Genomic DNA, 20,466 nt, shown 5'->3' on the forward strand with positions numbered 1-20,466 from the left:
ACCCTCACCGCCGCGGCCGCCCCCGACACCGGGCTGATCGTGCGCGGTGCCGACCCGTCCCGCCCCGCCGTGTCGGTCCAGGACGGCGCCGGCGCCGTCCTGGACCACGTCGAGGTGCACGGCGGCCGGATCGAGGCCCGCGCGGCCGACGCCGTCGCCGCCGTCGTCCTGCGCGACGTCGCCGTGCACGGCGCCGCCGGCACAGCGCTGCACCTCGCCGGCGACGTCAAGGCCGAAGGGTCCGACGTGCGCCTGGAGACCGTCGCCGGGGTCGGGATCGTGCTGTCCGGCGCCGCCCAGCTCGCCGCGGTCCGGCTCCTCGTCCGCGCCACCGACGGGTCCGGGATCCGCGTGCGCGGCACCGCCCGGCTCAGTCTCACCGACTGCCGGATCGACCGGGCCGGCCGCGACGGGCTGCTCGTCGAGGACGCCGCGGCCGTGGTCGCCGACGAGTCCCGCATCGACATGTCCGGCGCCGCCGCCGTCCAGGTGTCCGGCGCCGCCCGGGTCAGGCTCACCGACTGCCGCATCACCGGGCCGGGCGCCAGCGGTCTCGTCGTCACCGATGACGCCGAGCTCACCGCGGCCGGCTGCACCGTCCGCGACACCTCCGCCAACGCGCTCCTCGCCGTCGGCGCCGCCCGCGCCGTCCTCGACGGCTGCCACCTCACCGGCGCCGGGTTCAGCGCCGTGCACACCGGCGGCACCGCCGACGTGCAGCTCACCGCCTGCCGGGTGCGGCACGGCGCCGAGCACGGCGTCCACGCCGTGGAGCAGTCCCGGGTCACGCTCACCGACTGCGACCTGCGCGACCTCACCCTGACCGGCCTGCACGCCGGCGACCGCGCCTCCCTCACCGCGGCCGGCTGCACGATCGCCGACGTCGCCACCGGCGTGCGGATCGCCTCCTCGTCCCCCGCCGACCTGCGCCAGTGCGCCGTCCTGCGACCCAAAGAGGTCGGCGTCGAGGTCGTCGCCGGAGGCGCGCTCACCCTGACCGGCGGTCGCGTCACCGACGCGGGTGCCGCGGGCATCGTGATCGACACGGCCGCCACGGTCCGGATCGCCGCCGCCGACGTCATCGGCGGAGGAGGCTCCGGCCTGGTCGCGTGGACCGGCTCCCGCCCGCAGGTGGAAGGGCTGCGCGTCGACGGCGTCGCGAAGAACGGCATCTACGTCGCCCAGGGCGCCGGCGGGCAGTTCACCCGGTGCGACGTGACCGCGACCGGCTTCGCCGGCCTGCACGTCGACGCCGCCGCCGACCCGGTGTTTCAGGACTGCCGCATCCACGACGCCGCCACCGGGCTCGTGTCGCCGGCTGCGTCCCCGGCGAAGTCCTCGGAGGTCACCGCCGTCCCCGCCCCCGACGAACTCTCGCTCGACGAGCTGCTCGGCGAGCTGGCCGAGCTGATCGGCCTCGACCGCGTCAAACGCGACGTCGGCACGCTCGTCAAGCTCATGCAGACCGTCCGCCGCCGCGAGGAGGCCGGCCTGCCCGCCCCGCCGCTGAGCCGGCACCTGGTCTTCGCCGGCAACCCCGGCACCGGCAAGACGACCGTCGCCCGCCTCTACGGCCGGTTGCTCAAGGCCCTCGGCCTGCTGCGCCGCGGCCACCTCGTCGAGGTCGACCGCAGCGCCCTCGTCGGCGAATACGTCGGCCACACCGGCCCGAAGACCGCCGCCGCCGTCACCAGCGCCCTCGGCGGCGTCCTCTTCATCGACGAGGCCTACTCGCTCGTGCCCCGCTACGGCGGCAACGACTTCGGCCAGGAGGCCATCGCCACCCTCGTCAAGATGATGGAGGACCACCGCGACGACGTCATCGTCATCGTCGCCGGCTACCCGGGCGAGATGGACCGCTTCATCGGCGCGAACCCGGGCCTGGCCTCACGCTTCACCCGCACCCTGCACTTCGACGACTACGACACCCCCGAGCTGGTCTCCATCGTCGAGCACCAGGCCGCCGGCCACCGGTACGAACTCACCGACGTCGCCCGCAGCGGCCTCGTCGACTACTTCACCGCCCTGCCCCGGGGCGTTGGCTTCGGCAACGGCCGCCTGGCCCGCCAGGTCTTCCAGGAGATGACCGAACGCCAGGCCCAACGCGTCGCCGAACTCCCCGACGCCACCGGCGACGACCTCGTCCTGCTCGCCCCCGAAGACCTGCCCACCCGATAGCCCCGACTGGAGCAGCCATGTCCCCGTTCGCCGACGCCTTCACCCGCCGTCCCACCGTGCCCCGCCGGGGCTTCATCCCGGCGCCCCGCGTGTTCGTGGTGTCGGGTGTGGTACTGGCCGCGGCGGCCCTGCCGTTCGTCCTGCCCTCGGGTCCCGCGGCTGACGCCGACCGCGCCGCCGCGCCGGGCTTCGTTCCCCGTCCCGCGGCGGTGACCTCCACCTCTGTGACGCCGCCCGCTCCCACGGCTGGTCCTGCTGCCTCCAGCTCGCCCACGCCCCCCGGCGGCTCGGGCTCAGGCGGGTCGGGCTCCGGCTCCGGCTCCGGCTCCGGCTCGGGCTCCGGCGGGTCGGGCTCAGGTGGGTCGGGCTCCGGCGGCACGTCGACGGGCGCCCCGGCGGGCGCCACCACGACCGCGGCCGCCGCCCCGGCGAAGACCACCGCCAAGGCCGTCGCCCCGCCGCCCTCGATCCCCGGCCGCGCGATCGTCGGCGTCCAGTCCCGCCTCTGCCTCAGCGCCGCCGCGGGCAAGGACGGCACCGCACTGGTGATCGCCACCTGCAACGGCTCCGCCGCCCAGCACTGGGAGACCCTCCCCGACGGCACCATCCGCTCCGTGAGCCTCTGCATGGACGCCGCCTGGGCCGGCACCGACGTCTACACCGTCGTCCAGGTCGCCTACTGCAGCGGCAACCGCGCCCAGCAATGGCGCCTCAACGGCTCCAACGACCTCGTCAACGTCAACGCCGACAAGTGCGCCGACGTCATCGAACGCCGCACCACCACCGGCAGCCCCGTCAAGCTCTACTGGTGCAACGGCCAGGACAACCAGAAATGGTTCTGGCGCTGACCGTCGACGCACGGTTAGTCGCGCAGGACGGTCAGGGGGACCTGCACGGCGATCGCCGTGCCGGCGGGTCCCGAGGTGTACGCGCGGCCGACCGGGGCAGCGCCGCGGACCTGGCTGGAGGTCAGGCGAGCGCCGATGCCGTCGCCCTCGGTGACGGACCTGGGGGCGAGGAGCAGGCCGCGGCGGGCGCGGCGGGCGGCGGTCAGCCAGGCGCCCAGGCCGATCGAGAGAGCGTCGGCGGCGCCGGCGTAGACGATGGACTGGCCGTGGTCGCGGCCCGAGGTGGCGACGGCCCGGAGGACCTTGTCGGCGGCGGGGGTGGTGAGGAGGTCGGCGTCGTCCACCAGCAGCACCGCCGGACCGCGCAGATCGGTGAGCGCCGCCTGCACGGCGTCATTGGTCGGGTCGGGGTCGGTGAAGAGGCGGACCTGGGCGTGCCGGGCGAGGGCGCGCAGCGGCGACTCCCGCGGGGTGAACACGATCAGGCCGGTGCCGCCGGCCAGCAGCGACACGGCGAGGGTGGCCAGGGCGTTGCTGCGGCCGGTGCCGGGTGCGCCGCCGACGTAGAAGGCCGACGTGGTGGCGAGGTCGACGCCGACCGCGGTGCCGTCGTCGCCGCCGACGCCGAGCAGCCCCCACATCGGGCGGCGCAGGAGGGCCGGGACCTGCTCGTAGGCGTCGGTGAAGGCGACGGTCGTGGGCAGGCCGGCGACGGTGAACGGTCCTTCCCGCGCGGGGGTGCCGGCCGCGGCGCCGATCCTGCGCAGGGCGGCGGCCTGGGCCTGGCCGCTGTCGTCGGGGTCCAGGAGCGCGACCTGCGTCTCGGTGCGGGACAGCACGTGCCAGCCGCGGCCGGGCACGATCGTCGCCGGGACCTTGCTCGGCAGGATGCCGACGAGCTGGTAGTCGTTGCGGTCGGCCTGGCGCAGCAGCAGCTTGTGGTCGTTGTGCGCGGCGAGCCGGCCGCCGAGCAGGGCCCGCTCTGAGGTGGCGACGACGTGGATGCCGGCGGCGGCGCCCTCCCGCACGATCCGGGTGATGTCGCCGAGGAGCCGGCCCTGGTCGTGCTCGTCGAGGACCGGGGCGAGGGCGTCCCAGCCGTCGATGAAGAGCAGGATGTGCGGCGGCCGCTCCGCGACGGGCAGCCGCCGGCGCAGCTCGACGAGCCCGGCGCAGCTGAGCGCGGCGCAGCGCTCCTGCCGCTCGGTGAGCTCGCGGCCGAGGCGGCGCAGGAGGCGTTCGAGGCGTTCCATGTCGTGCCGCGACACCACCGCGCCGCAGTGCGGCAGCGTTTCGAGGGCGGTGAGGCCGCCGCCCGCGGCGTCGATGCCGTAGAGGTGCACGTCGCGGACCTTCGTCCGTTGCGCGGCGGCGCCGGCGATGGTCCGCAGCACCTGGGTCCGGCCGGAGCGCGGCGCGCCGATCACGTAGAGGTGGCCGAAGGTGCCGAGGTCGACCGTCGCGACCCGGCGCTGCTGGAGCTGCGGGACGTCTTCGAGCGCGTACGGGATCAGCGGCGGCACGCTCTCGTGCACGGGTGCCTCCCGCTGGACGGTCAGCTCCGCCAGCAGCGCCCGCTCGTGCAGCGCCGGCAGCCATGGGCTCGGCTGCGGCACCAGGTCGGTGAGGCCGGCCGCGGCCTCGTTCACGGCGGCGACGAAGACCTGCAGGTCCGTCGGCACGAGGGCGGTGGGGGCGTGCGGGTCGACGTCGGCCGCGGGACCTGAGGGCAGGTCGACGGGGCGGCCGAGCCGCTGCCACGACAGCTCCGCGGTGCGCAGTGGCGCCGCGGCGACGGGTGCGGTTCCCTCGGGGTGCCGGCCGGCGCCGACCCACGCGGCCTGAAACGGCACGGTCGTGCGGTGCCCGGCGCGCACCAGCGCCCGGCCCGGGTTGCCGGGCGAGATGGTGACGGCCTCGCCGGTGTCGATGATGTCCTGGCTCTCCACCGTGTCGGTGACCCGCAGCGCGATCCGCAGGTTGGTGTTGGCCTTGATGTCGGGGGTGACCGCCCCGGCCGGCCGTTGCGTGGCGAGGACGAGGTGGATGCCGAGGGACCGGCCGCGCTGCGCGATGCCGATCAGGCCGGGCACGAAGTCCGGCACCTCGCGCACGAGGGTGGCGAACTCGTCGATCACCAGCAGCAGCCGCGGCAGCCGGGGCAGCGCCGGGTCGGCGGCGCGTTTCGCCCGGTACGCGGGCAGGTCCTTGCACTCGGCGTCGGCGAGGATCCGCTCCCGGCGGCGGAGTTCGGCGCCGAGGGAGTCCATCGCCCGCTGCACGAGGTGCGCGTCGAGGTCGGTGACCATGCCGAGGGTGTGCGGCAGCTCGGCGCACTCCCGGAACGCGCTGCCGCCCTTGTAGTCGACGAGGACGAAGGTCAGCTCGTCGGGGCGGTTCGCCGCGGCGAGCGACGCCACGAACGCCTGCAGCAGCTCCGACTTCCCGGACCCGGTGGTGCCGGCGACCAGCCCGTGCGGCCCGTCGCGGACCAGGTCCAGCGCGAGCGGCCCGTCGTAGCCGCGGCCGAGCACGAACGTGGTGCTGGCCGGCCGCTTCTCCCACCGGCGCAGCAGCTCGGCGGGGTCGGGCGGCTCGAGGTCCAGCAGGTCCAGCAGCCGCACCTCGCGGGGCAGCCCGGCGTCGTGCTCGGGGCTGACGTCGCGCAGCGGGGCGAGGCCGCGGGCGAGCCAGTCGCACCAGCCGACGTCGACCAGGTCGGCGCGGATGCCGGTGAGGTCGGCGTTGCCGGTGCGGCGCAGCGTGACGGTCGTCGCGGCGGCCACGACGACCGCGGTGCACTCCTCCGGCAGGAGCCGCTCCTGCTCGTCGAGGCAGATGCTGAACAGGCGGACCCGCGGACCGTCGGTGAGCAGTTGCACGACACCCGGGACGTCCCGCAGCTGGCGGGCGCCGTCGAGGATGACGAGCACGTCGGGGTCGGTGAACATGGCCTTGCCCAGCGACGAGCCGAGTGCCCTTTGGCGCGCCTGCACCTGGGCGACCAGCTCGGCGACGCGGTTGGCGACACTTTCCGGGTCGTTGCCGACGCTGACCATCGGGCCGCCCCCACCGGCGGGCCGCAGGTGCGGCAGCCACCGGACCCAGCCCCAGCCGTCGCTGCGCTGCGGCTCGGTGAGCACCACCACCCGCAGGTCCCGGGGGCTGTGCAGGACGGCGCTCTGCGCGACGAACCACCGCGCCAGCGCCTGCACCGGCGCGGTCGGGCCGGCGACGCCGACGACGCCGTATTCGGCGAGCTCCAGTCCGACCGGCACGTCCTGGATGTTCCAGCGCACCGTGCGGTGGTTCTCGTCGCGGCCCGGGTCGTCGATCTCCTTCACGGACGGCAGGTCGGCGGTGCCGAGCCGGACCAGCAGGTGGTCGGGGTCCCGCCGGCGCCGCTCCCACAGCCGCACCCCGGGGCCGGTCGCGATGAGGCCGAGCGTCGCCGGGTCGGGTCCGGTCACGCAGCGCACGTGCCGCTCCTGCCGGACCGCGTCGTGGATCTCGCGCTGCAGGGAGTCCATCCGCAGCCGGTACCGCCGCCACTGGTCCTCGTGCTGTTTGCGGTTGCCGCGCCGGCCGACCATCCAGTTGGTGACCGCCATGACCGGCGTGAACAGGATGAAGACCAGATAGAAGTACGAGCGGAACACCCCGACGAGGACCAGCCCGAGCACGATCGGGGCGACGAGCATCAGCATCGGGAAGGGCTGGCGCGGCGGCTTGGTCGGGGGGTTCGGCAGCCGCACCCGCTCGGCGTCCAGATGCGGCGCGATCCGCGGCGGCCGGTTGTAGTCCAGGCTGATCCCGTCGGCGGCGTCCGTGACCGCGGCGTCGGCCGCCACCGGGGCGACGAGCCTCAGCAGGACCGGACCGACGGCAAGATCGGTGCCGGGCTCCCAGCGCCGGCCGGGTTCGTCGTCGTCTTGCGCGTCCGGTACTGCTGGCCGCCCGGCGTTTTCGAGGGTGATGCCGGTTTCCGGGTCGAACGCGTACGGCGGCTCCACGACCGCTGGTCTGACCTCGCCGTCGTCGCCGGGCTCGCGGTGCCACGTCACGGCCCCCCGGGTGGAGACCGTCACCCAGAGCCCGCCGGTGGGCGCGTCGGGGCCGTCGACGCTGATCGTGCAGTGCTCGGCGGTGCCGATCTCCCAGCTGCCCGGGGTGAGCCGCCAGCTCCGGCCGGCGGCCGGGCCGGAGACCGCGTGCAGCTCGACGAGCACCGGGCCGGCGTCGGCCGGGGCGGGCCGGATCCGGTCCCGTCGCCGGGCGGGCCGGCCCAGACCCAGGACCGCTCCTGACCGGATGCCGGAGCCGTGCACCGGGGCGGAGAGGTGTACCTCGACGCCGTCGAGGTACACCTTCCTGGCTGGACCGGCTCCGGCCAGGAACCGGGCCGGGCCCCCGTCGTCGGCGGGCCGGTCGAGGGCGGCGCTGAGCTCGGCCACGGTGCAGGCGCCGGGCAGGTCGACGATGTGGTCCCGGCGCGTCCCGTCGATGCCGTCGACGGTGGTGAGAGTGAGGTTCACGCGGGCGTCCCCCTTGTCGCGGACACGCCGGGGGCGGGGCGTTCCGGCTCGTCGAACTCGTCCTCGTCGGGCGTGGTGGCACTGACCGGCCGGATGGGCGGCGGCGCCCCGGCGCCGGCCGCGTCCCCTGGCGGCGGCACCACTTCCGGCCGGTGCGAGGGCGCTGCCGCTTGCGGGTCTGTCTCCGGCGCTGCCGCTTCCCGGACCGGCGGCCGGGACGACGGGTTGTCGAGGGAGGCCACGAAGGCGTCCTCGTCGAGGAGCGGGCCGGTGTCGGGGCGCCGGGGCGCGGGCGGGATCGTCGCGAGCGTGCGGACGACCGATCTCGGCAGCGCGGTGACGTCGAGGACGAGCGGGGTGCCGGCCGGGCGCACGAGTCCCGTGCGGTCGGCGGCGAGCAGCCTGGCATGGCCCTGGGCGCCGCCGATGCGGACGGTGCGCAGATCGGGGCGCGTGCTGTCGGGTACACCCGCGCAGATGAGGAACTCGCTGGCCGGCGTGATCAGGTCGCCCTCGAACCGGGGATGCACGCCGGGGCCGATGGTGACCGCGCCGTCCGGCTGGCGGGCCTCGAGCTGGGCGGCGATCGACTGCACGAGCGCGCGGCCGGTGCGGTCGTCGCCGGTCGTGGCGACGGTGGCGGGGCCGGCGGCCAGGTCGAGGAACACCACGCCGCCGCGGGCGTCCTCCACGCCGGCCGCCACCAGCACCGGGGTCGCGTCGCCGGGTGCGTCCAGGTCCGGCGGGGTCCACCACAGCAGCGGGTCGTCCTCGTCAGCGGTCCACGGCGAGTCGTCGGGGACCTCGCAGGGCGCCCCGGCGAAGTACACGCCGACGGCGTCGCCGGCGAGGATCACGGCGTAGGGCTGCCGCCGGCCGGGCAGCGGGATGTCGCGCAGCGCCGCCTCGGCGGTCGTCCAGGTCTGCGGGTCGGCGAGCAGCCCCCTGAGGAGTTTGAGGCGTCGCCGGTACCGCCACCAGCGCCGGACGGGCCGCCCGAACGCCGCCGCGGTCCGCCGCACCTCGCGGGCGAACCGGCGCCGCACCACCCGCCAGCCGCCGGCCCGCCGCACCGCGCGCTGGAGCAGGACGAGGGCGAGCACGAGCAGGCCGAGGCCGCCGAGCAGGGCGCTGATCGGCCCGCGGTGCGCCGACAGGAACGCCATCATGCCGCCTCCCCGAGGGCCACGCGCATGGCCCGCAGCGCGTGGTGGGTGCGGGACTTCACGGTGCCGCCGGGGATGCCGAGGGCCGCCGCGGTGTCGTCGCCGCCGCGTCCGAGCAGGTGGACGTACACCAGGACCTCGCGGTGCTGGGCCGGGAGCTGCCGCAGCCCGTGCATCAGGAGGTGCCGGTCGGCGACGGTCTGGGCCAGGTCGCTGCGGTCGGCCCGCTCGGGAAACAGGTCGGCCGCGATCCCGATCGGCACGCTGCGGTCCTTGCGCCAGGCGTCGACGACGAGGTTGCGCGCGATTCTGAACAGCCACTGCCGGATCGGCCGCTCGGCCCAGTCGAGCTGGTCGGCGTGCTGCCACGCGCGCAGCAGGGTCTCCTGCACGATGTCCTCGGCCTGGTGCAGGTCGGGGGCGACGAGCCGGGTCACGTAGCGGTGCAGGGCGGCGCGCTGTTCGCCGAGGTCGCGGGCGGCATCGCCAGAGGTCACGTTGGGCGCAGCCTTTCGCGTACATTCGTGCGAGGCGCCCGGATTGTCGATCATTGAGCGCTTCAGCGCCCACACTTACAGCGCCGGATTGCCTACGGGTAGCCAAGGATGAACATGGCGTGTCCTTTCATCGACTGGCAGCTATACGACATCGACGCACACCAGGCGGACTGCCTCCAGCGGGATCGCGAGCGTGATGTCGCGGGCCGCGTCCTCGTCCAGCAGCCGCTCAGGGACGCCACCAGATCCGCATGTCATGGCCTTCTCGGGGGGAACTCGTCCGCGCGTGAGAGCGACGACGGTGGTGTCTTTCCCAGGACCTCGCCGACCCCGGCGGCGACAGCCACCAGCTTGTCGATCTGGAGGTTGGTCGACACCCCGGAACGCTCGAGCATGAAGGCGAGGTCCTCGGTCGCGATGTTGCCGGTCGCGCGCGGGGCGAAGGGACAGCCGCCGAAGCCTCCGACGCTCGCGTCCAGCACCTCGGCCCCGTTTCGCGCGGCTTCCCAGGCGTTGGCGATGCCCGTGTTGCGGGTGTCGTGAAAGTGGAACCGCAGCGCCGTGCCGGGTCCGGCGACGTCACGGACCAGCGCGGTGAGCCTGGCGACCTGTCCGGGGACGCCGACACCGATGGTGTCCGCCAGGCAGATCTCGTCCGGACGGGCCTCGACCAGGCGCGCCGCGAGCTGCTGGACCCGATCGGGGGCAACCTCGCCCTCGAAGGGGCAGCCGAACGCCGTGGCCAAGGTGACCGTCGTGAACAGTCCGGACGCGCGGGCCTGCTCCACCAGCTCCAGGGCCGTGTCGACGCCTTCCTCGGTGGACATGTTCTGGTTCCGGCGGCTGAAGGTGTCGCTGGCGGGCACGACCACGTTGACCTCGTCGACGCCTGCGACCAGCGCGCGCTCAAGCCCGCGGCGGTTGAGCACGAGGCCGCTCCAGCGGACGCCCGCGACCCGCTCCACGTTCGCCATGACCGCCTCGGCGTCGGCCATCGCCGGCACCAGGCGGGGGTGCACGAACGACACGGCCTCGATCCGGCGCGCCCCGGCCGCGACGAGCGTCGCGGCCCAGGCGACCTTCTGCTCGGTCGTGACGAGGGTTCGCTCGTTCTGCAGGCCGTCGCGCAGCAGGACCTCGACGATCTGGACTGACGCGGGCAGGGTTGTCACGGCTTCTCCGCTCCGATCGCCTAGACGGATCGTAGACAAGGTGAACTCATGTGCACAGAGCTTTGTGTACAAAGTAGCTCCTGCCGGCCGATGGAATCTGTTGTCAAGGCCGATGTTGTCCGTTAGATTGCACACAATCGGGCATTGCGTGGTTGGGAGTGGTGAGCATATGAGCCGGATGTCCGAGTTCGAGGGACGGTCGGGTGCCGAATACACGATGACGGTCGAGAAGGGCAAGATCCGCGAGTTCGGCGCCGCGGTCGGCTCGAACCATCCGCTGTACTCCGGCGACGACCCGGTGTCGCCGCCGACCTTCCTGGCGTCGAGCGAGCTCTGGACGACGGACGCCAGCGCGCCGTGGTTCGACGAAGCCTCCGACCTGTCGCGCGTCCTGCACGCCGGGCAGACGTACGTGTTCCACGGGCCGCCGCCGCGGGCCGGGACCGTACTGCACTGCCGGCAACGAATCGACCGGGTGTACACGAAACAGGGCCGCCGCGGCGGCACCCTCGAGTTCGCGGACATCGTCACCGAGTACCGCGACGCCGCCGGGCGCCTGCTCGCCGAATCCACGGCCACCCTCGTCGTGACGGAGGAAGCCCCCACGGCATCGGCGCCGGCCGGATGACGGCGCCGCGCCCGCGACCGGGTCACCTCGAGTCGCTGGTCGAGGGCCCGCTCACCGTCACCGACTTCGTGCGCTACCAGGGCGCGTCCGGCGACATGAACCCGATCCACCACGACGCCGAGTTCGCCCGCGCGGCAGGGTTCCCGACGGTGTTCGCCGTCGGGATGCGGCAGGCCGGTGTCCTGGCCGCATACGTCGCCGACCACCTCGGCCCCGACAATGTCCGCCGGTTCGAGGTGCGGTTCCGCGCGATCGCCTGGCCCGGCGACACCATCACCTACAGCGGCGAGATCACCGCCGTCGAGGAGACCGCGACGCACACGGTCTGCACGGTTGCGGTCAAGGCGACCCGGCAGACCGGCGAGGTCCACCTCGCCGGCACCGCCGTGTTCGAAGTTCCCTGGAGCGACCGGCGATAGGCACTGCGCCGGTCGCTCCAAGTCATGGCCGTTGTCATGGCCGTTGTCATAGCCGTTCGACGATGGTGGCGTTGGCCTGGCCGCCCGCCTCGCACATCGTCTGCAGCCCGTAGCGGCCGCCGGTCTGTTCGAGGTGGTTCACCAGGGTCGCCATGAGGCGCACCCCGGAGCCGCCCAGCGGGTGGCCGAGCGCGATCGCGCCGCCGCGCGGGTTGAGCCGCGCCGGGTCCGCCCCGAGGTCGGCCGCCCAGGCGAGGGGGACCGGCGCGAACGCCTCGTTCACCTCGTAGGCGGCGATGTCGTCGATGGTCAGGCCGGCCTTCGCGAGGACCTTGCGGGTGGCCGGGATGGGCGCGGTCAGCATCATGACCGGGTCGTCGCCGGCCAGGGCGAAGGCGTGGAAGCGGGCCCGGGGGCGCAGCCCGAGTTCGGCCGCCCGGGTGGCGCTCATGATGAGCGCGGCCGCCGCCCCGTCGGTCAGCGGCGAGGAGTTGCCCGCGGTGATGTGCCAGCCGATCTGCGGGAACCGCTCGCCGGCGGCGGCGTCGTAGAAGGCGGGTGTGAGTCCGGCCAGGCCGGCCGGTGAGGTCGCCGGGCGGATGGTCTCGTCCCGCACCAGCGGATCGTCGCGCCCGGGCACGTCCACCGCGACGATCTCGTTCGCGAACGCCCCGGATTCGGTGGCCGCTGACGCGAGGGCGTGCGAGCGGGCGGCGTAGGCGTCGAGCTGCTCGCGGGTGAGGCCCCAGCGGGCGGTCACCAGCTCGGCCGCGACCCCCTGCGACACGAGGCCGTTGCCGGCCAGGCGGGCGGCCACCCCGGGGCCGAACGGATCGGCGCCGCCGACCATCGCGGTGCCCATCGGGACGCGGCTCATCGACTCGACCCCGCACGCCACGACGACGTCGTAGGCCCCGGCCATCACGCCCTGGGCGGCGAAGTGCATCGCCTGCTGACCCGATCCGCAGGCCCGGTCGACGGTCGTGCCCGGCACGGACAGCGGCCAGCCCGCGGCCAGCACGGCGTTGCGCCCGATGTTGGCCGCCTGCTCGGCGGCCTGGCCGACGCAGCCGGTGATGACGTCGTCGATCAGCGCGGGATCGACGCCGGTGCGCGTGACGAGCGAGCGGAGCACGGTGGCCAGCAGGTCCACGGGGTGCAGTCCGGACAGCGCCCCGCCGGGCTTGCCGCGGCCCGACGCGGAGCGGACGATGTCGACGATCACGGCGTCGTGCACAGCGGTCTCCTAAAGGTCATGCCACTGCGCGACGGCCGCGGCGAGTTCGGGGTCCACACCCCAGGAGCGGACGACGTCGGCGGCCGACGGTGTCTGCACCGCGCGGCCGAGGGGGAGGCGGGGCATCCCGTCGGCGAAGGTTCCGCGCGCCACCGCCTGGCCGTGCTGCGGCGCCTCGGTGAGGTCCAGCACGGGAGCCAGGCAGGCGTCGGTCCCGGCGGCGAGGGCGGCCCACTCGTCGCGGGTCCGGGTGAGGACCGCCGCCGCGATCGCCGCGCGCAACGCCGGCCAGCGGGCCGGGTCGTCACGGTCCTCGCACACCTCGGGACCGAGGTCCAGCAGCCCGGCCAGGGCCGCGAAGAACTGGGGCTCGAGGGCGCCGACCGCGACGTAGCGGCCGTCGGCACAGCCGTATACGTCGTAGTAGGGCGCGCCGGTGTCGAGCAGGTTCGTGCCGGCCTCGTCCCGCCACTGGCCGTCGCGGTGCATGCCGTAGAGCATCGACGTGAGATAGGTGGTGCCGTCGGTGATCGCCACGTCCAGCACCCGTCCCGTGCCGGTGCGCGCGCGTTCGACGAGCGCGGCCAGCACCGCCGTGACGAGGTACATGCCGCCGCCGCCGAAGTCGCCGAGCAGGTTGGACGGGGGAGTGGGCGCCTGGCCCCGCCGGGCGGCCGCGTGCAGCGCCCCGGTGACGGCGATGTAGTTGATGTCGTGGCCGGCCGTGGCCGCGAGAGGCCCGGTCTGACCCCAGCCGGTCATCCGGCCGTAGACGAGCCGCGGGTTGATGGCGTGGCAGTCCTCCGGGCCGAGCCCGAGCCGTTCGGCGACGCCCGGGCGGTACCCCTCCAGGAGGACATCCGCCGAGGCCACCAGCTCGCGTACGACCCCCAGGGTGCCGGGGTCCTTCAGGTTGACGCCGATCACGGGCCGGCCCCGCTCCAGCCCGCCGCCCCCGGGTGTCTGGCCGGGGCGGCGGAGCGCGAGCACGTCGGCACCCAGATCGGCCAGCAGCATGCCGGCGAAGGGCTCGGGTCCGATCCCGAGCAGTTCCAGCACCCGCACGCCGCGCAGCGGAGGCTCACCCATTGCGCTGACCTTCCATGTCCGCGGCGGGCGGTGCGGCCGCGATGGCCGACCGGAGCGCCTGGTCGAGTTCGTCGAGGTCGTCGGGCTGGGTGAAGGCCGGTTCGAGGCGCCAGCCCGAGGCGATGCCGACCCGCGGGCCGCGGATGTCGAAGACCTGGCCGGTGACGTCGCGCGCACCCGGCCCGCAGAGCCAGGCGACGACGCGGGCCACCCAGTTGGGGTCGAGCTCCTCGCGCCGCCGGTCGGTGATCGCACCCTCGTAGCGCAGCAGCGGTGCCTCGGTCAGACGGGTGAGGGCGCTCGGGGCCACACAGTTGACGCTCACGCCGTACGGCCGCAGCTCCTGCGCCGCCACGAGCGTGAACCCGGCGATGCCGGCCTTCGCCGCGGCGTAGTTCGACTGTCCGATGTTCCCGTACAGCCCGGAGGCCGAGGTCGTCGTGATCAGCCGCCCGTCGACCGCGTCGCCCGCCTTGGACCGGGCCCGCCAGTGCGCGGCGGCATGGTGGGCGATGGTGAACGTGCCCTTGAGGTGGACCGCGATGACGTCGTCCCATTCGCTTTCGGCCATCGCCGCCAGCGTCCGGTCCCGGAGGATGCCCGCGTTGGCGACCACCACGTCGAGGCCGCCGAAGCGCTCGACGGCGAGCTCGACCAGCTCGGCGGTCGCGGCGAAGTCCGTCACGTCGTGCCGGCTGACGAGCGCGGTTCCGCCGGCGGCCTCGATCTCGGCGACGACCGCGTCGGCGGGCCCGTCCCCGAGGTCGTTGACGATGACGGCGTGCCCGGCGGCGGCCAGAGCGATCGCATAGGCCCGGCCGAGACCGCGCCCGCCTCCGGTGACGACGGCCGTTCGAAGTGCGCTCACCCGGCCACGATCCCGCGCGTCACCAGGTCGGCCCAGCCCTCGTCGTCCACCCCGGCCAGTTCGCCGAGGACCGCGCGCGTGTGCTGACCGAGGCGCGGACCCACTGTGGACACCGCACCCGGCGTGCGGCTGAACTTCGGGACGATGCCGGCCATCGGCCCTTCGACGCCGTCGTCCGTCTCCGGCCGCAGCACCATCTGCCGGGCCGCGTACTGCACGTCGGCGAGCATGTCGGGCGCGGTGTAGATCTTCCCCGCGGGTACGCCGTGGTCCGCGAGGATTCCCAGCAGGTCCTCCGCGGTGAGCGAGGCGGTCCAGCGTTCGATCTCCTCGTCGAGGACGACCGAGTTGCGGCCCCGGGCCTCGTGGTTGTCGAAGCGTGGATCGTCCGCCAGCTCCGGGCGGCCCATGGCGCCGCAGAGCCGCCGGTACACCGCGTCGGCGTTGCCCGCGATCGCGATGTCGGCGCCGTCGGCGCTCCTGTACACATTGGACGGTGCCACGCCCGGCAGGACGCTTCCGGTCCGCGTCCGCAGCACACCCGCCCGCTCGTAGTCGACCATCGTCGACTCCATGAGCGCGGCGACCGCTTCGTAGATGGCGACGTCGACCTCCTGACCGCGGCCGCTCTTCGCGCGCTCGACCAGTGCTGTGGAAGTTCCCACAACGGCGAACAGCGCCGCGAGGGAGTCGCCGATGCTGATGCCGGTCCGGGCCGGGCGTGACCCGGCGTCGCCGGTCGTGAACCGGATGCCGCCCATGGCCTCGCCGATGCTGCCGAAGCCGGCCTCGCGCGACCGCGGGCCGGTCTGCCCCAGGCCGGAGACGTGCACGACGATGATGCCGGGATTGATCGCGGCGAGGGCCTGGTAGCCGAGGCCCCAGGCGTCGAGGGTGCCGGGCCGGAAGTTCTCCAGGACGACGTCGCATCGACTGGCGAGCGTCCGGGCCACCGCCTGGCCGTCCCCGTGCCGCAGGTTGAGCGCGACCGACTTCTTGTTCCGGGCGATGGCCGGCCACCAGAGGCTCTGGCCGTCCTGCACGACACCCCACCGGCGCATCGGGTCGCCCTCACCGGGCGGCTCGATCTTGATCACCTCGGCGCCGTAGTCGGCCAGCAGCTGGCCTGCGAACGGGCCGGCGATGAAGCTGCCCAACTCGAGGACCCGGACGCCCGACAGGGGACCCGAAGAACCGTGCTTCGTCACGATCGCTCTCCTGAATGTGCACAATCTGATGCGCGGCGCCCGTAGAACGGGCTCATTTGCCCCGCCGGTCTGCACTATTGCACACAATCGTCGGCTGCGGCACACTCCGAGCCATGTACGCCGCACACATCGCGCAGGCCCACCCGGACCGGTTGGCGATCATCATGGCGGAGGCCGGCACCCGGATCACCTTCGGTGAGTACGAGGCGGCGGCCAACCGACTGGCCCATCTCTTCCGGCGCAGCGGCCTGCGCCTCGGCGACCACGTGGCGATGTTCATGGAGAACAACCCGCGCCTGCTGGAGAGCGAGGCGGCCGCCGAACGCAGCGGCCTGTACTACACCTGCATCAACCACTATCTGTCGTCCGATGAGGCCGCCTACGTCATCAACGACAGCTCCGCCCGGATCGTGGTCACGTCGGCGGCCAAGCTCGACGTCGCCCGGCAGCTCCCGCAGCGGTGCCCGGGTGTCGAGCGGTGGCTGATGGCCGACTCGGAGAACCCGCCGGCCCCGTTCGAGTCGTACGACCGAGTGGTGGCCGGCCTGCCGGCGGAGCCGATCGCGGACGAGCAGCTGGGCATGGCGATGCTCTACTCGTCCGGCACCACCGGGCGCCCGAAGGGCATCTATCACCCGCTCGCGGAGGCGCATCCGTCCGAGGAGCCCCTCGGGTCGCGGGTCCAGCGGGAGCGGTGGGGGCTCGACGAGTCCAGCGTGTACCTGTCGCCCGCGCCGCTGTACCACTCCGCTCCGCAGGGCAGCGTGTCCATGACGCTGCGGGCCGGCGGGACGTCGGTCATCATGGCGTCGTTCGACGCGGACCGGTACCTGGACCTCCTCGCCGCCCATCGCGCGACCCACTCGCAGCTGGTCCCGACGATGTTCTCCCGCCTGTTGAAGCTGCCGGAGGAGCGCCGGCGCGGCGCCGACGTCTCGTCGCTGCGCACGGTCATCCTCTCCTCGGCCCCGTGCCCCCCGCAGGTGAAGCGCCAGATGATCGACTGGTGGGGCCCGATCATCCTCGAGTTCTACGCGGCGAGTGAGGGGATCGGCTACACCTTCTGCACCTCGCCGGAGTGGCTGGAGCACCCGGGCAGCGTCGGGCGGGCCGCGATGGGCGAACTGCTCATCCGGGCCGAGGACGGGAGCCCCTGCCCGCCGGGCGTGACCGGCACCGTGTGGTTCCGCGGGCCGGCCGGCTTCCAGTACTTCAACGACCCCGGCAAGACGGCGGCGACCCGCGACTTCGAGCTCGGCGCCAGCTCGGTGGGCGACATCGGCTACCTGGACGAGGACGGCTACCTGTACCTCACCGACCGGGAGAGCTTCATGATCATCTCGGGCGGGGTCAACATCTACCCGCAGGAGACGGAGAACCTCCTGATCACCCACGAAAAGGTGGACGACGCGGCGGTGATCGGCGTCCCCGACGAGGACTTCGGGGAGGCGGTCAAGGCCGTGGTGCAGCTCGCGCCCGGGGTGGACCCGGGCCCGGCGACGGAAGCGGAGCTGATCGCCTTCTGCCGGGAGTCGATCGCCCACTACAAGTGCCCCCGCTCCGTCGACTTCGTCACCGAGTTGCCGCGCCTGCCCACCGGCAAGCTCTACAAGCGCAAGCTCAAGGACCAGTACTGGGCCGGACGGGAGACGTTGATCCAGTGAGCGGGCACCGATGGAGCGCGGAGGCCCTCCAGCGACACGTCGCCGACTTCGTCCGCGACACCGACGGCGCCGATCGCACCACGGCGCTGGCGGCCCAGTTCGACGCGGGCCTGGCCTGGGTGCAGCGGCCCGCCGGGGCCGGGGGACTGGGGATCGGCCCTGACCGTCAGGCCGAGGTGGACGCCGTGCTCTCGGCGGCCGGCCGGCTGGAGTCCTGGGAGCGCAATCCCATGGGCATCGGCATGGTCGCCCCGGCGCTGATGGCCCACGGCACGCCCGCCCAGCAGGCCCTGCTCCGGCCCATCTTCACGGCCGAGCACATCTGGTGCCAGCTGTTCTCCGAGCCGGGCGCCGGGTCGGACATCGCCGGCCTGGCCACGCGGGCCGTCCGCGACGGCCGTGACAGCGCCGGGTGGGTCGTCGACGGGCAGAAGACGTGGACGTCGCTGGCCCACGCCGCGCGCTTCGGGCTGGCCCTGACCCGCACCGATCCCGAAGCCCCGAAGCACGCCGGGCTGACCGCGTTCCTCATCGACATGCGGGCTCCGGGCGTGCAGGTGCGGCCGCTGCGGGATCTGACCGGGGGCACGCACTTCAACGAGGTCTTCCTGGACGGGGTCCGGCTCGGCGACGACGCGCGGCTCGGCGGCATCGGCGAGGGGTGGAAGGTCGCCACCACGATGCTCGCGAGCGAGCGGGCCGCGATCGGCGCATCCGTCGGCGAGCGCGGGTCGGGTGCCATCGCCCTGGCCGTCGGCACCTGGCGCCGGACCGGCTCCGACCCGCACCGGCGGGCCGAGCTGACCCGGCTCTGGGTCGACGCCGAGGTGCTGCGCGTGGCCGCCCTGCGTGACCAGGAGACGCGGGCCGAAGGGGGACCCGGCCCGGGCTCGTCCGGCCTCAAGTTGCGCCGGGCCCTGCTGGAGCAGCGCATCGCCCGCTTCGCGCTGGAGCTGCTCGGCGCGGCCGGGCTCGTCTACGACGCCGACGCGGTGCGGGCCGACGGCCCGGCCCCGGACGACCCGGTGTGGACGTGGCTGCAGTCGCAGGCCTACACGATCGCCGGCGGCACCTCGGACGTCATGCGCACGATCATCGGGGAGCGGTTGCTGGGGTTGCCCAAGGAGCCCGGTCTGCCCCGGGACACGTCCTGGTCGCAGATCCCACGGTGATCTTCCGGCGGTTGACCGGACCGTGGCGCCGATGCAAAACTGAAACTGACGTTAGTATTACTGACTTTCCACCGGAGGTGGCGTCCATGTCCACTGTGGCCCAGGCTCGGCCGAGCCGAGACTTCGCCCAACAACGCCACGACGTCCGGCGGTTCGTCGACGACGAGCTGATCCCGCGGGAGCCGATCCTGGACCGCAACGACGACAGCAGTGCCGCGGCGATGGCCGAGCTGAAGAGCCTGGCCAAGGAGCGCGGTGTCTGGGCGCTCGGGCATCCGGCCGCGATCGGCGGCGGCGGTCTTCCGTTCATGGACTACGTCATGATCAACGAGATTGTCGGCCGTTCCTACTGGGGCACGGAAGCCCTCGGCACACTGTCCTTTCAGGACTGTCTGATGCTGCTGGAGTTCGGCACCGAGGCCCAGAAGGCCAAGTGGATCCCGCTGCTGTTCGAGGGCGTGACCGGGCCGACGATCGGCATGACCGAGCCGGAGGTGGCCGGCTCGGACCCGACGCTGATCCAGACCACCGCGGTGCTCGACGGCGACGAGTGGGTGATCAACGGCCACAAGTGGTTCACCTCTGGGGCCAACAAGGCGATGTACACCACCGTCTTCGTCAAGACGGACCCGGACGCGCCGAAACACCAGCAGTTCTCAATGATCCTCGTGCCCACGGACACGCCCGGGTACAACATCGAGCGGGTCGTCCGGACCATGGGCCACTACGGCGGCAACCACTGCGAGGTCCGCTACGACAACGTGCGGGTGCCCGCCGGGAACCTGCTCGGGCCGCGCGGCGGCGGCTTCTCCGTGGCCCAGGCGCGGCTCGGGCCGGGCCGGATCACCCACAGCATGCGCTGGCTCGGGCAGGCCCAGCGCGCCTTCGAGTTGATGTGCGACCGGGTGACGACCCGCTTCGCCCACGGCTCGCTGCTGTCGGAGAAGGGCGAGGTCCAGCGGTACATCGCCGAGTCGGCCGCCCACATCCAGGCGGCACGGCTGATGACCCTGGACGCGGCGCGGAAGATCGACAGCGGCCAGGACGCCCGGGTCGAGATCTCACTGATCAAGTTCTTCGGCGCGCAGATGCTGCACGACGTCGTCGACCGCGCGCTGCAGGTGCACGGCGCGATGGGCGTCACCGAGGACACCCCGCTCGAGCGCATGTACCGCGACGCCCGCTACGCCCGCATCTACGACGGCCCGGACGAGGTGCACCGGATGGTGGTCGCCAAGCGCCTGCTGCGCAGGTACCGGGACCAGGCGCCGTGGTCGGACGTCGTGCGCTGATCCCGGATCTTGCCGAAGCCCAGCCCGACGCGTTAGCGTATTTCTGATACTGATATCACTTTTAGGGACGGTCATGACGACGAGTGAGCACACAACCAGCCCGGCGGACATCTCGCTCGCGCTGGCCGAGCGCCTGGTCGCGGCGATCGACGCCAACGACCTCGACGCCCTGCGCGACGAGATCTACACGCCCGACGTGGTGGTCTGGCACAACGACGATCAGCACGAGCAGCGCGTCGACGAGAACCTCAAGGTGCTGAACTGGCTGCACCGCAAGGTCGGTAACAAGCGCTATGAGGAAGTGGTGCGCCACGCGACGCCGACCGGCTACGTGGAGCAGCACGTGCTGCGGGGCACCGCGCCCAACGGCACCGAGCTCGAGATTCCCGCGTGCCTGGTGGTGACGGTGACCGGCGGGCGGATCTCGCGCATCGACGAGTACCTCGACAGCCAGGCCGCCGCCGCGCTGCGGCCATGAGCCGGCCAATGAGCC

16 protein-coding genes are annotated in these 20,466 nt (G+C 73.5%); 8 read left to right on the plus strand and 8 right to left on the minus strand.

All coding sequences use genetic code 11. The features are described 5' to 3' along the window. A partial coding sequence (locus ABZS58_RS41590; protein ID WP_354789369.1) for a right-handed parallel beta-helix repeat-containing protein occupies positions 1–2,178 on the plus strand: 2,178 nt, incomplete at its 5' end. Positions 2,179–2,195: 17 nt separating this feature from the next. Further along, a complete protein-coding gene (locus ABZS58_RS41595; protein WP_354789370.1) occupies positions 2,196–3,026 on the plus strand; it encodes a ricin-type beta-trefoil lectin domain protein in 831 nt (276 codons plus the stop codon). 14 nt (positions 3,027–3,040) lie between these two features. Here the strand turns inward: ABZS58_RS41595 and ABZS58_RS41600 are convergent, their stop codons facing one another. The 4 genes from ABZS58_RS41600 to ABZS58_RS41615 form a co-directional block, all read right to left on the minus strand. Beyond that, positions 3,041–7,561: an FtsK/SpoIIIE domain-containing protein gene (locus ABZS58_RS41600; RefSeq protein ID WP_354789372.1), complete on the minus strand. Its 4,521-nt coding sequence runs from the start codon at positions 7,559–7,561 to the stop codon at positions 3,041–3,043. Next, positions 7,558–8,730 (minus strand): hypothetical protein, encoded by a 1,173-nt coding sequence (locus ABZS58_RS41605; RefSeq protein WP_354789373.1) that lies wholly within the window; start codon positions 8,728–8,730, stop codon positions 7,558–7,560. The genes ABZS58_RS41600 and ABZS58_RS41605 overlap by 4 nt, the downstream gene beginning before the upstream one ends. After that, the gene (locus ABZS58_RS41610) at positions 8,727–9,224 is read right to left on the minus strand and encodes a sigma-70 family RNA polymerase sigma factor (protein ID WP_354789375.1); all 498 of its coding nucleotides are present in this window, start codon (positions 9,222–9,224) and stop codon (positions 8,727–8,729) included. Before ABZS58_RS41610 ends, ABZS58_RS41605 begins: the two co-directional genes overlap by 4 nt. Before the next feature lie 254 nt (positions 9,225–9,478). Continuing rightward, entirely contained in the window at positions 9,479–10,396 is a 918-nt protein-coding gene (locus tag ABZS58_RS41615) for a hydroxymethylglutaryl-CoA lyase (protein ID WP_354789377.1), read from the minus strand. A gap of 169 nt (positions 10,397–10,565) precedes the next feature. Here ABZS58_RS41615 and ABZS58_RS41620 point away from each other — a divergent pair, with 169 nt between their 5' ends. Continuing rightward, positions 10,566–11,024: a MaoC family dehydratase N-terminal domain-containing protein gene (locus ABZS58_RS41620; protein ID WP_354789379.1), complete on the plus strand. Its 459-nt coding sequence runs from the start codon at positions 10,566–10,568 to the stop codon at positions 11,022–11,024. Continuing rightward, positions 11,021–11,443, plus strand: coding sequence for a MaoC/PaaZ C-terminal domain-containing protein (locus tag ABZS58_RS41625; RefSeq protein ID WP_354789380.1), 423 nt, complete (start codon positions 11,021–11,023; stop codon positions 11,441–11,443). The genes ABZS58_RS41620 and ABZS58_RS41625 overlap by 4 nt, the downstream gene beginning before the upstream one ends. 46 nt (positions 11,444–11,489) lie before the next feature. Here ABZS58_RS41625 and ABZS58_RS41630 read toward each other — a convergent pair whose 3' ends face one another. The 4 genes from ABZS58_RS41630 to ABZS58_RS41645 are packed head-to-tail and all read right to left on the minus strand — an operon-like array spanning position 11,490 to position 15,845. Further along, a complete protein-coding gene (locus ABZS58_RS41630; protein ID WP_354789382.1) occupies positions 11,490–12,680 on the minus strand; it encodes a thiolase family protein in 1,191 nt (396 codons plus the stop codon). Between the two features lie 9 nt (positions 12,681–12,689). Then, on the minus strand, positions 12,690–13,769 hold the full coding sequence (locus ABZS58_RS41635) for a CaiB/BaiF CoA-transferase family protein (protein ID WP_354789384.1): 1,080 nt from the start codon (positions 13,767–13,769) through the stop codon (positions 12,690–12,692). Beyond that, the gene (locus ABZS58_RS41640; RefSeq protein ID WP_354789386.1) at positions 13,762–14,637 is read right to left on the minus strand and encodes an SDR family NAD(P)-dependent oxidoreductase; all 876 of its coding nucleotides are present in this window, start codon (positions 14,635–14,637) and stop codon (positions 13,762–13,764) included. The genes ABZS58_RS41635 and ABZS58_RS41640 overlap by 8 nt, the downstream gene beginning before the upstream one ends. Next, positions 14,634–15,845 (minus strand): CoA transferase, encoded by a 1,212-nt coding sequence (locus tag ABZS58_RS41645; RefSeq protein WP_354789387.1) that lies wholly within the window; start codon positions 15,843–15,845, stop codon positions 14,634–14,636. The genes ABZS58_RS41640 and ABZS58_RS41645 overlap by 4 nt, the downstream gene beginning before the upstream one ends. Before the next feature lie 113 nt (positions 15,846–15,958). Here ABZS58_RS41645 and ABZS58_RS41650 point away from each other — a divergent pair, with 113 nt between their 5' ends. The 4 genes from ABZS58_RS41650 (at position 15,959) to ABZS58_RS41665 (ending at position 20,451) form a co-directional block, all read left to right on the plus strand. Next, positions 15,959–17,509: an AMP-binding protein gene (locus tag ABZS58_RS41650; RefSeq protein WP_354789389.1), complete on the plus strand. Its 1,551-nt coding sequence runs from the start codon at positions 15,959–15,961 to the stop codon at positions 17,507–17,509. Next, positions 17,506–18,681, plus strand: coding sequence for an acyl-CoA dehydrogenase family protein (locus ABZS58_RS41655; protein ID WP_354789390.1), 1,176 nt, complete (start codon positions 17,506–17,508; stop codon positions 18,679–18,681). Before ABZS58_RS41650 ends, ABZS58_RS41655 begins: the two co-directional genes overlap by 4 nt. Positions 18,682–18,767: 86 nt before the next feature. Next, positions 18,768–19,973: an acyl-CoA dehydrogenase family protein gene (locus tag ABZS58_RS41660; RefSeq protein WP_354789392.1), complete on the plus strand. Its 1,206-nt coding sequence runs from the start codon at positions 18,768–18,770 to the stop codon at positions 19,971–19,973. A gap of 73 nt (positions 19,974–20,046) precedes the next feature. Continuing rightward, entirely contained in the window at positions 20,047–20,451 is a 405-nt protein-coding gene (locus ABZS58_RS41665; protein WP_354789394.1) for a nuclear transport factor 2 family protein, read from the plus strand. Positions 20,452–20,466: the final 15 nt, after the last annotated feature.

Origin of the sequence: Dactylosporangium sp. NPDC005555 (genome assembly GCF_040605635.1) — a bacterium.
GTDB lineage: Bacteria > Actinomycetota > Actinomycetes > Mycobacteriales > Micromonosporaceae > Dactylosporangium.

What these genes read in the sequence shown, in the direction of transcription:
- ABZS58_RS41625 (WP_354789380.1), top strand. Translation starts at nt 11,021, where the DNA reads ATGACGGCGCCGCGCCCGCGACCGGGTCACCTCGAGTCGCTGGTCGAG.
- ABZS58_RS41620 (WP_354789379.1), top strand. Translation starts at nt 10,566, where the DNA reads ATGAGCCGGATGTCCGAGTTCGAGGGACGGTCGGGTGCCGAATACACG.
- ABZS58_RS41595 (WP_354789370.1), top strand. Translation starts at nt 2,196, where the DNA reads ATGTCCCCGTTCGCCGACGCCTTCACCCGCCGTCCCACCGTGCCCCGC.
- ABZS58_RS41635 (WP_354789384.1), bottom strand. Translation starts at nt 13,769, where the DNA reads ATGGGTGAGCCTCCGCTGCGCGGCGTGCGGGTGCTGGAACTGCTCGGG.
- ABZS58_RS41650 (WP_354789389.1), top strand. Translation starts at nt 15,959, where the DNA reads ATGTACGCCGCACACATCGCGCAGGCCCACCCGGACCGGTTGGCGATC.
- ABZS58_RS41665 (WP_354789394.1), top strand. Translation starts at nt 20,047, where the DNA reads ATGACGACGAGTGAGCACACAACCAGCCCGGCGGACATCTCGCTCGCG.
- ABZS58_RS41660 (WP_354789392.1), top strand. Translation starts at nt 18,768, where the DNA reads ATGTCCACTGTGGCCCAGGCTCGGCCGAGCCGAGACTTCGCCCAACAA.
- ABZS58_RS41605 (WP_354789373.1), bottom strand. Translation starts at nt 8,730, where the DNA reads ATGATGGCGTTCCTGTCGGCGCACCGCGGGCCGATCAGCGCCCTGCTC.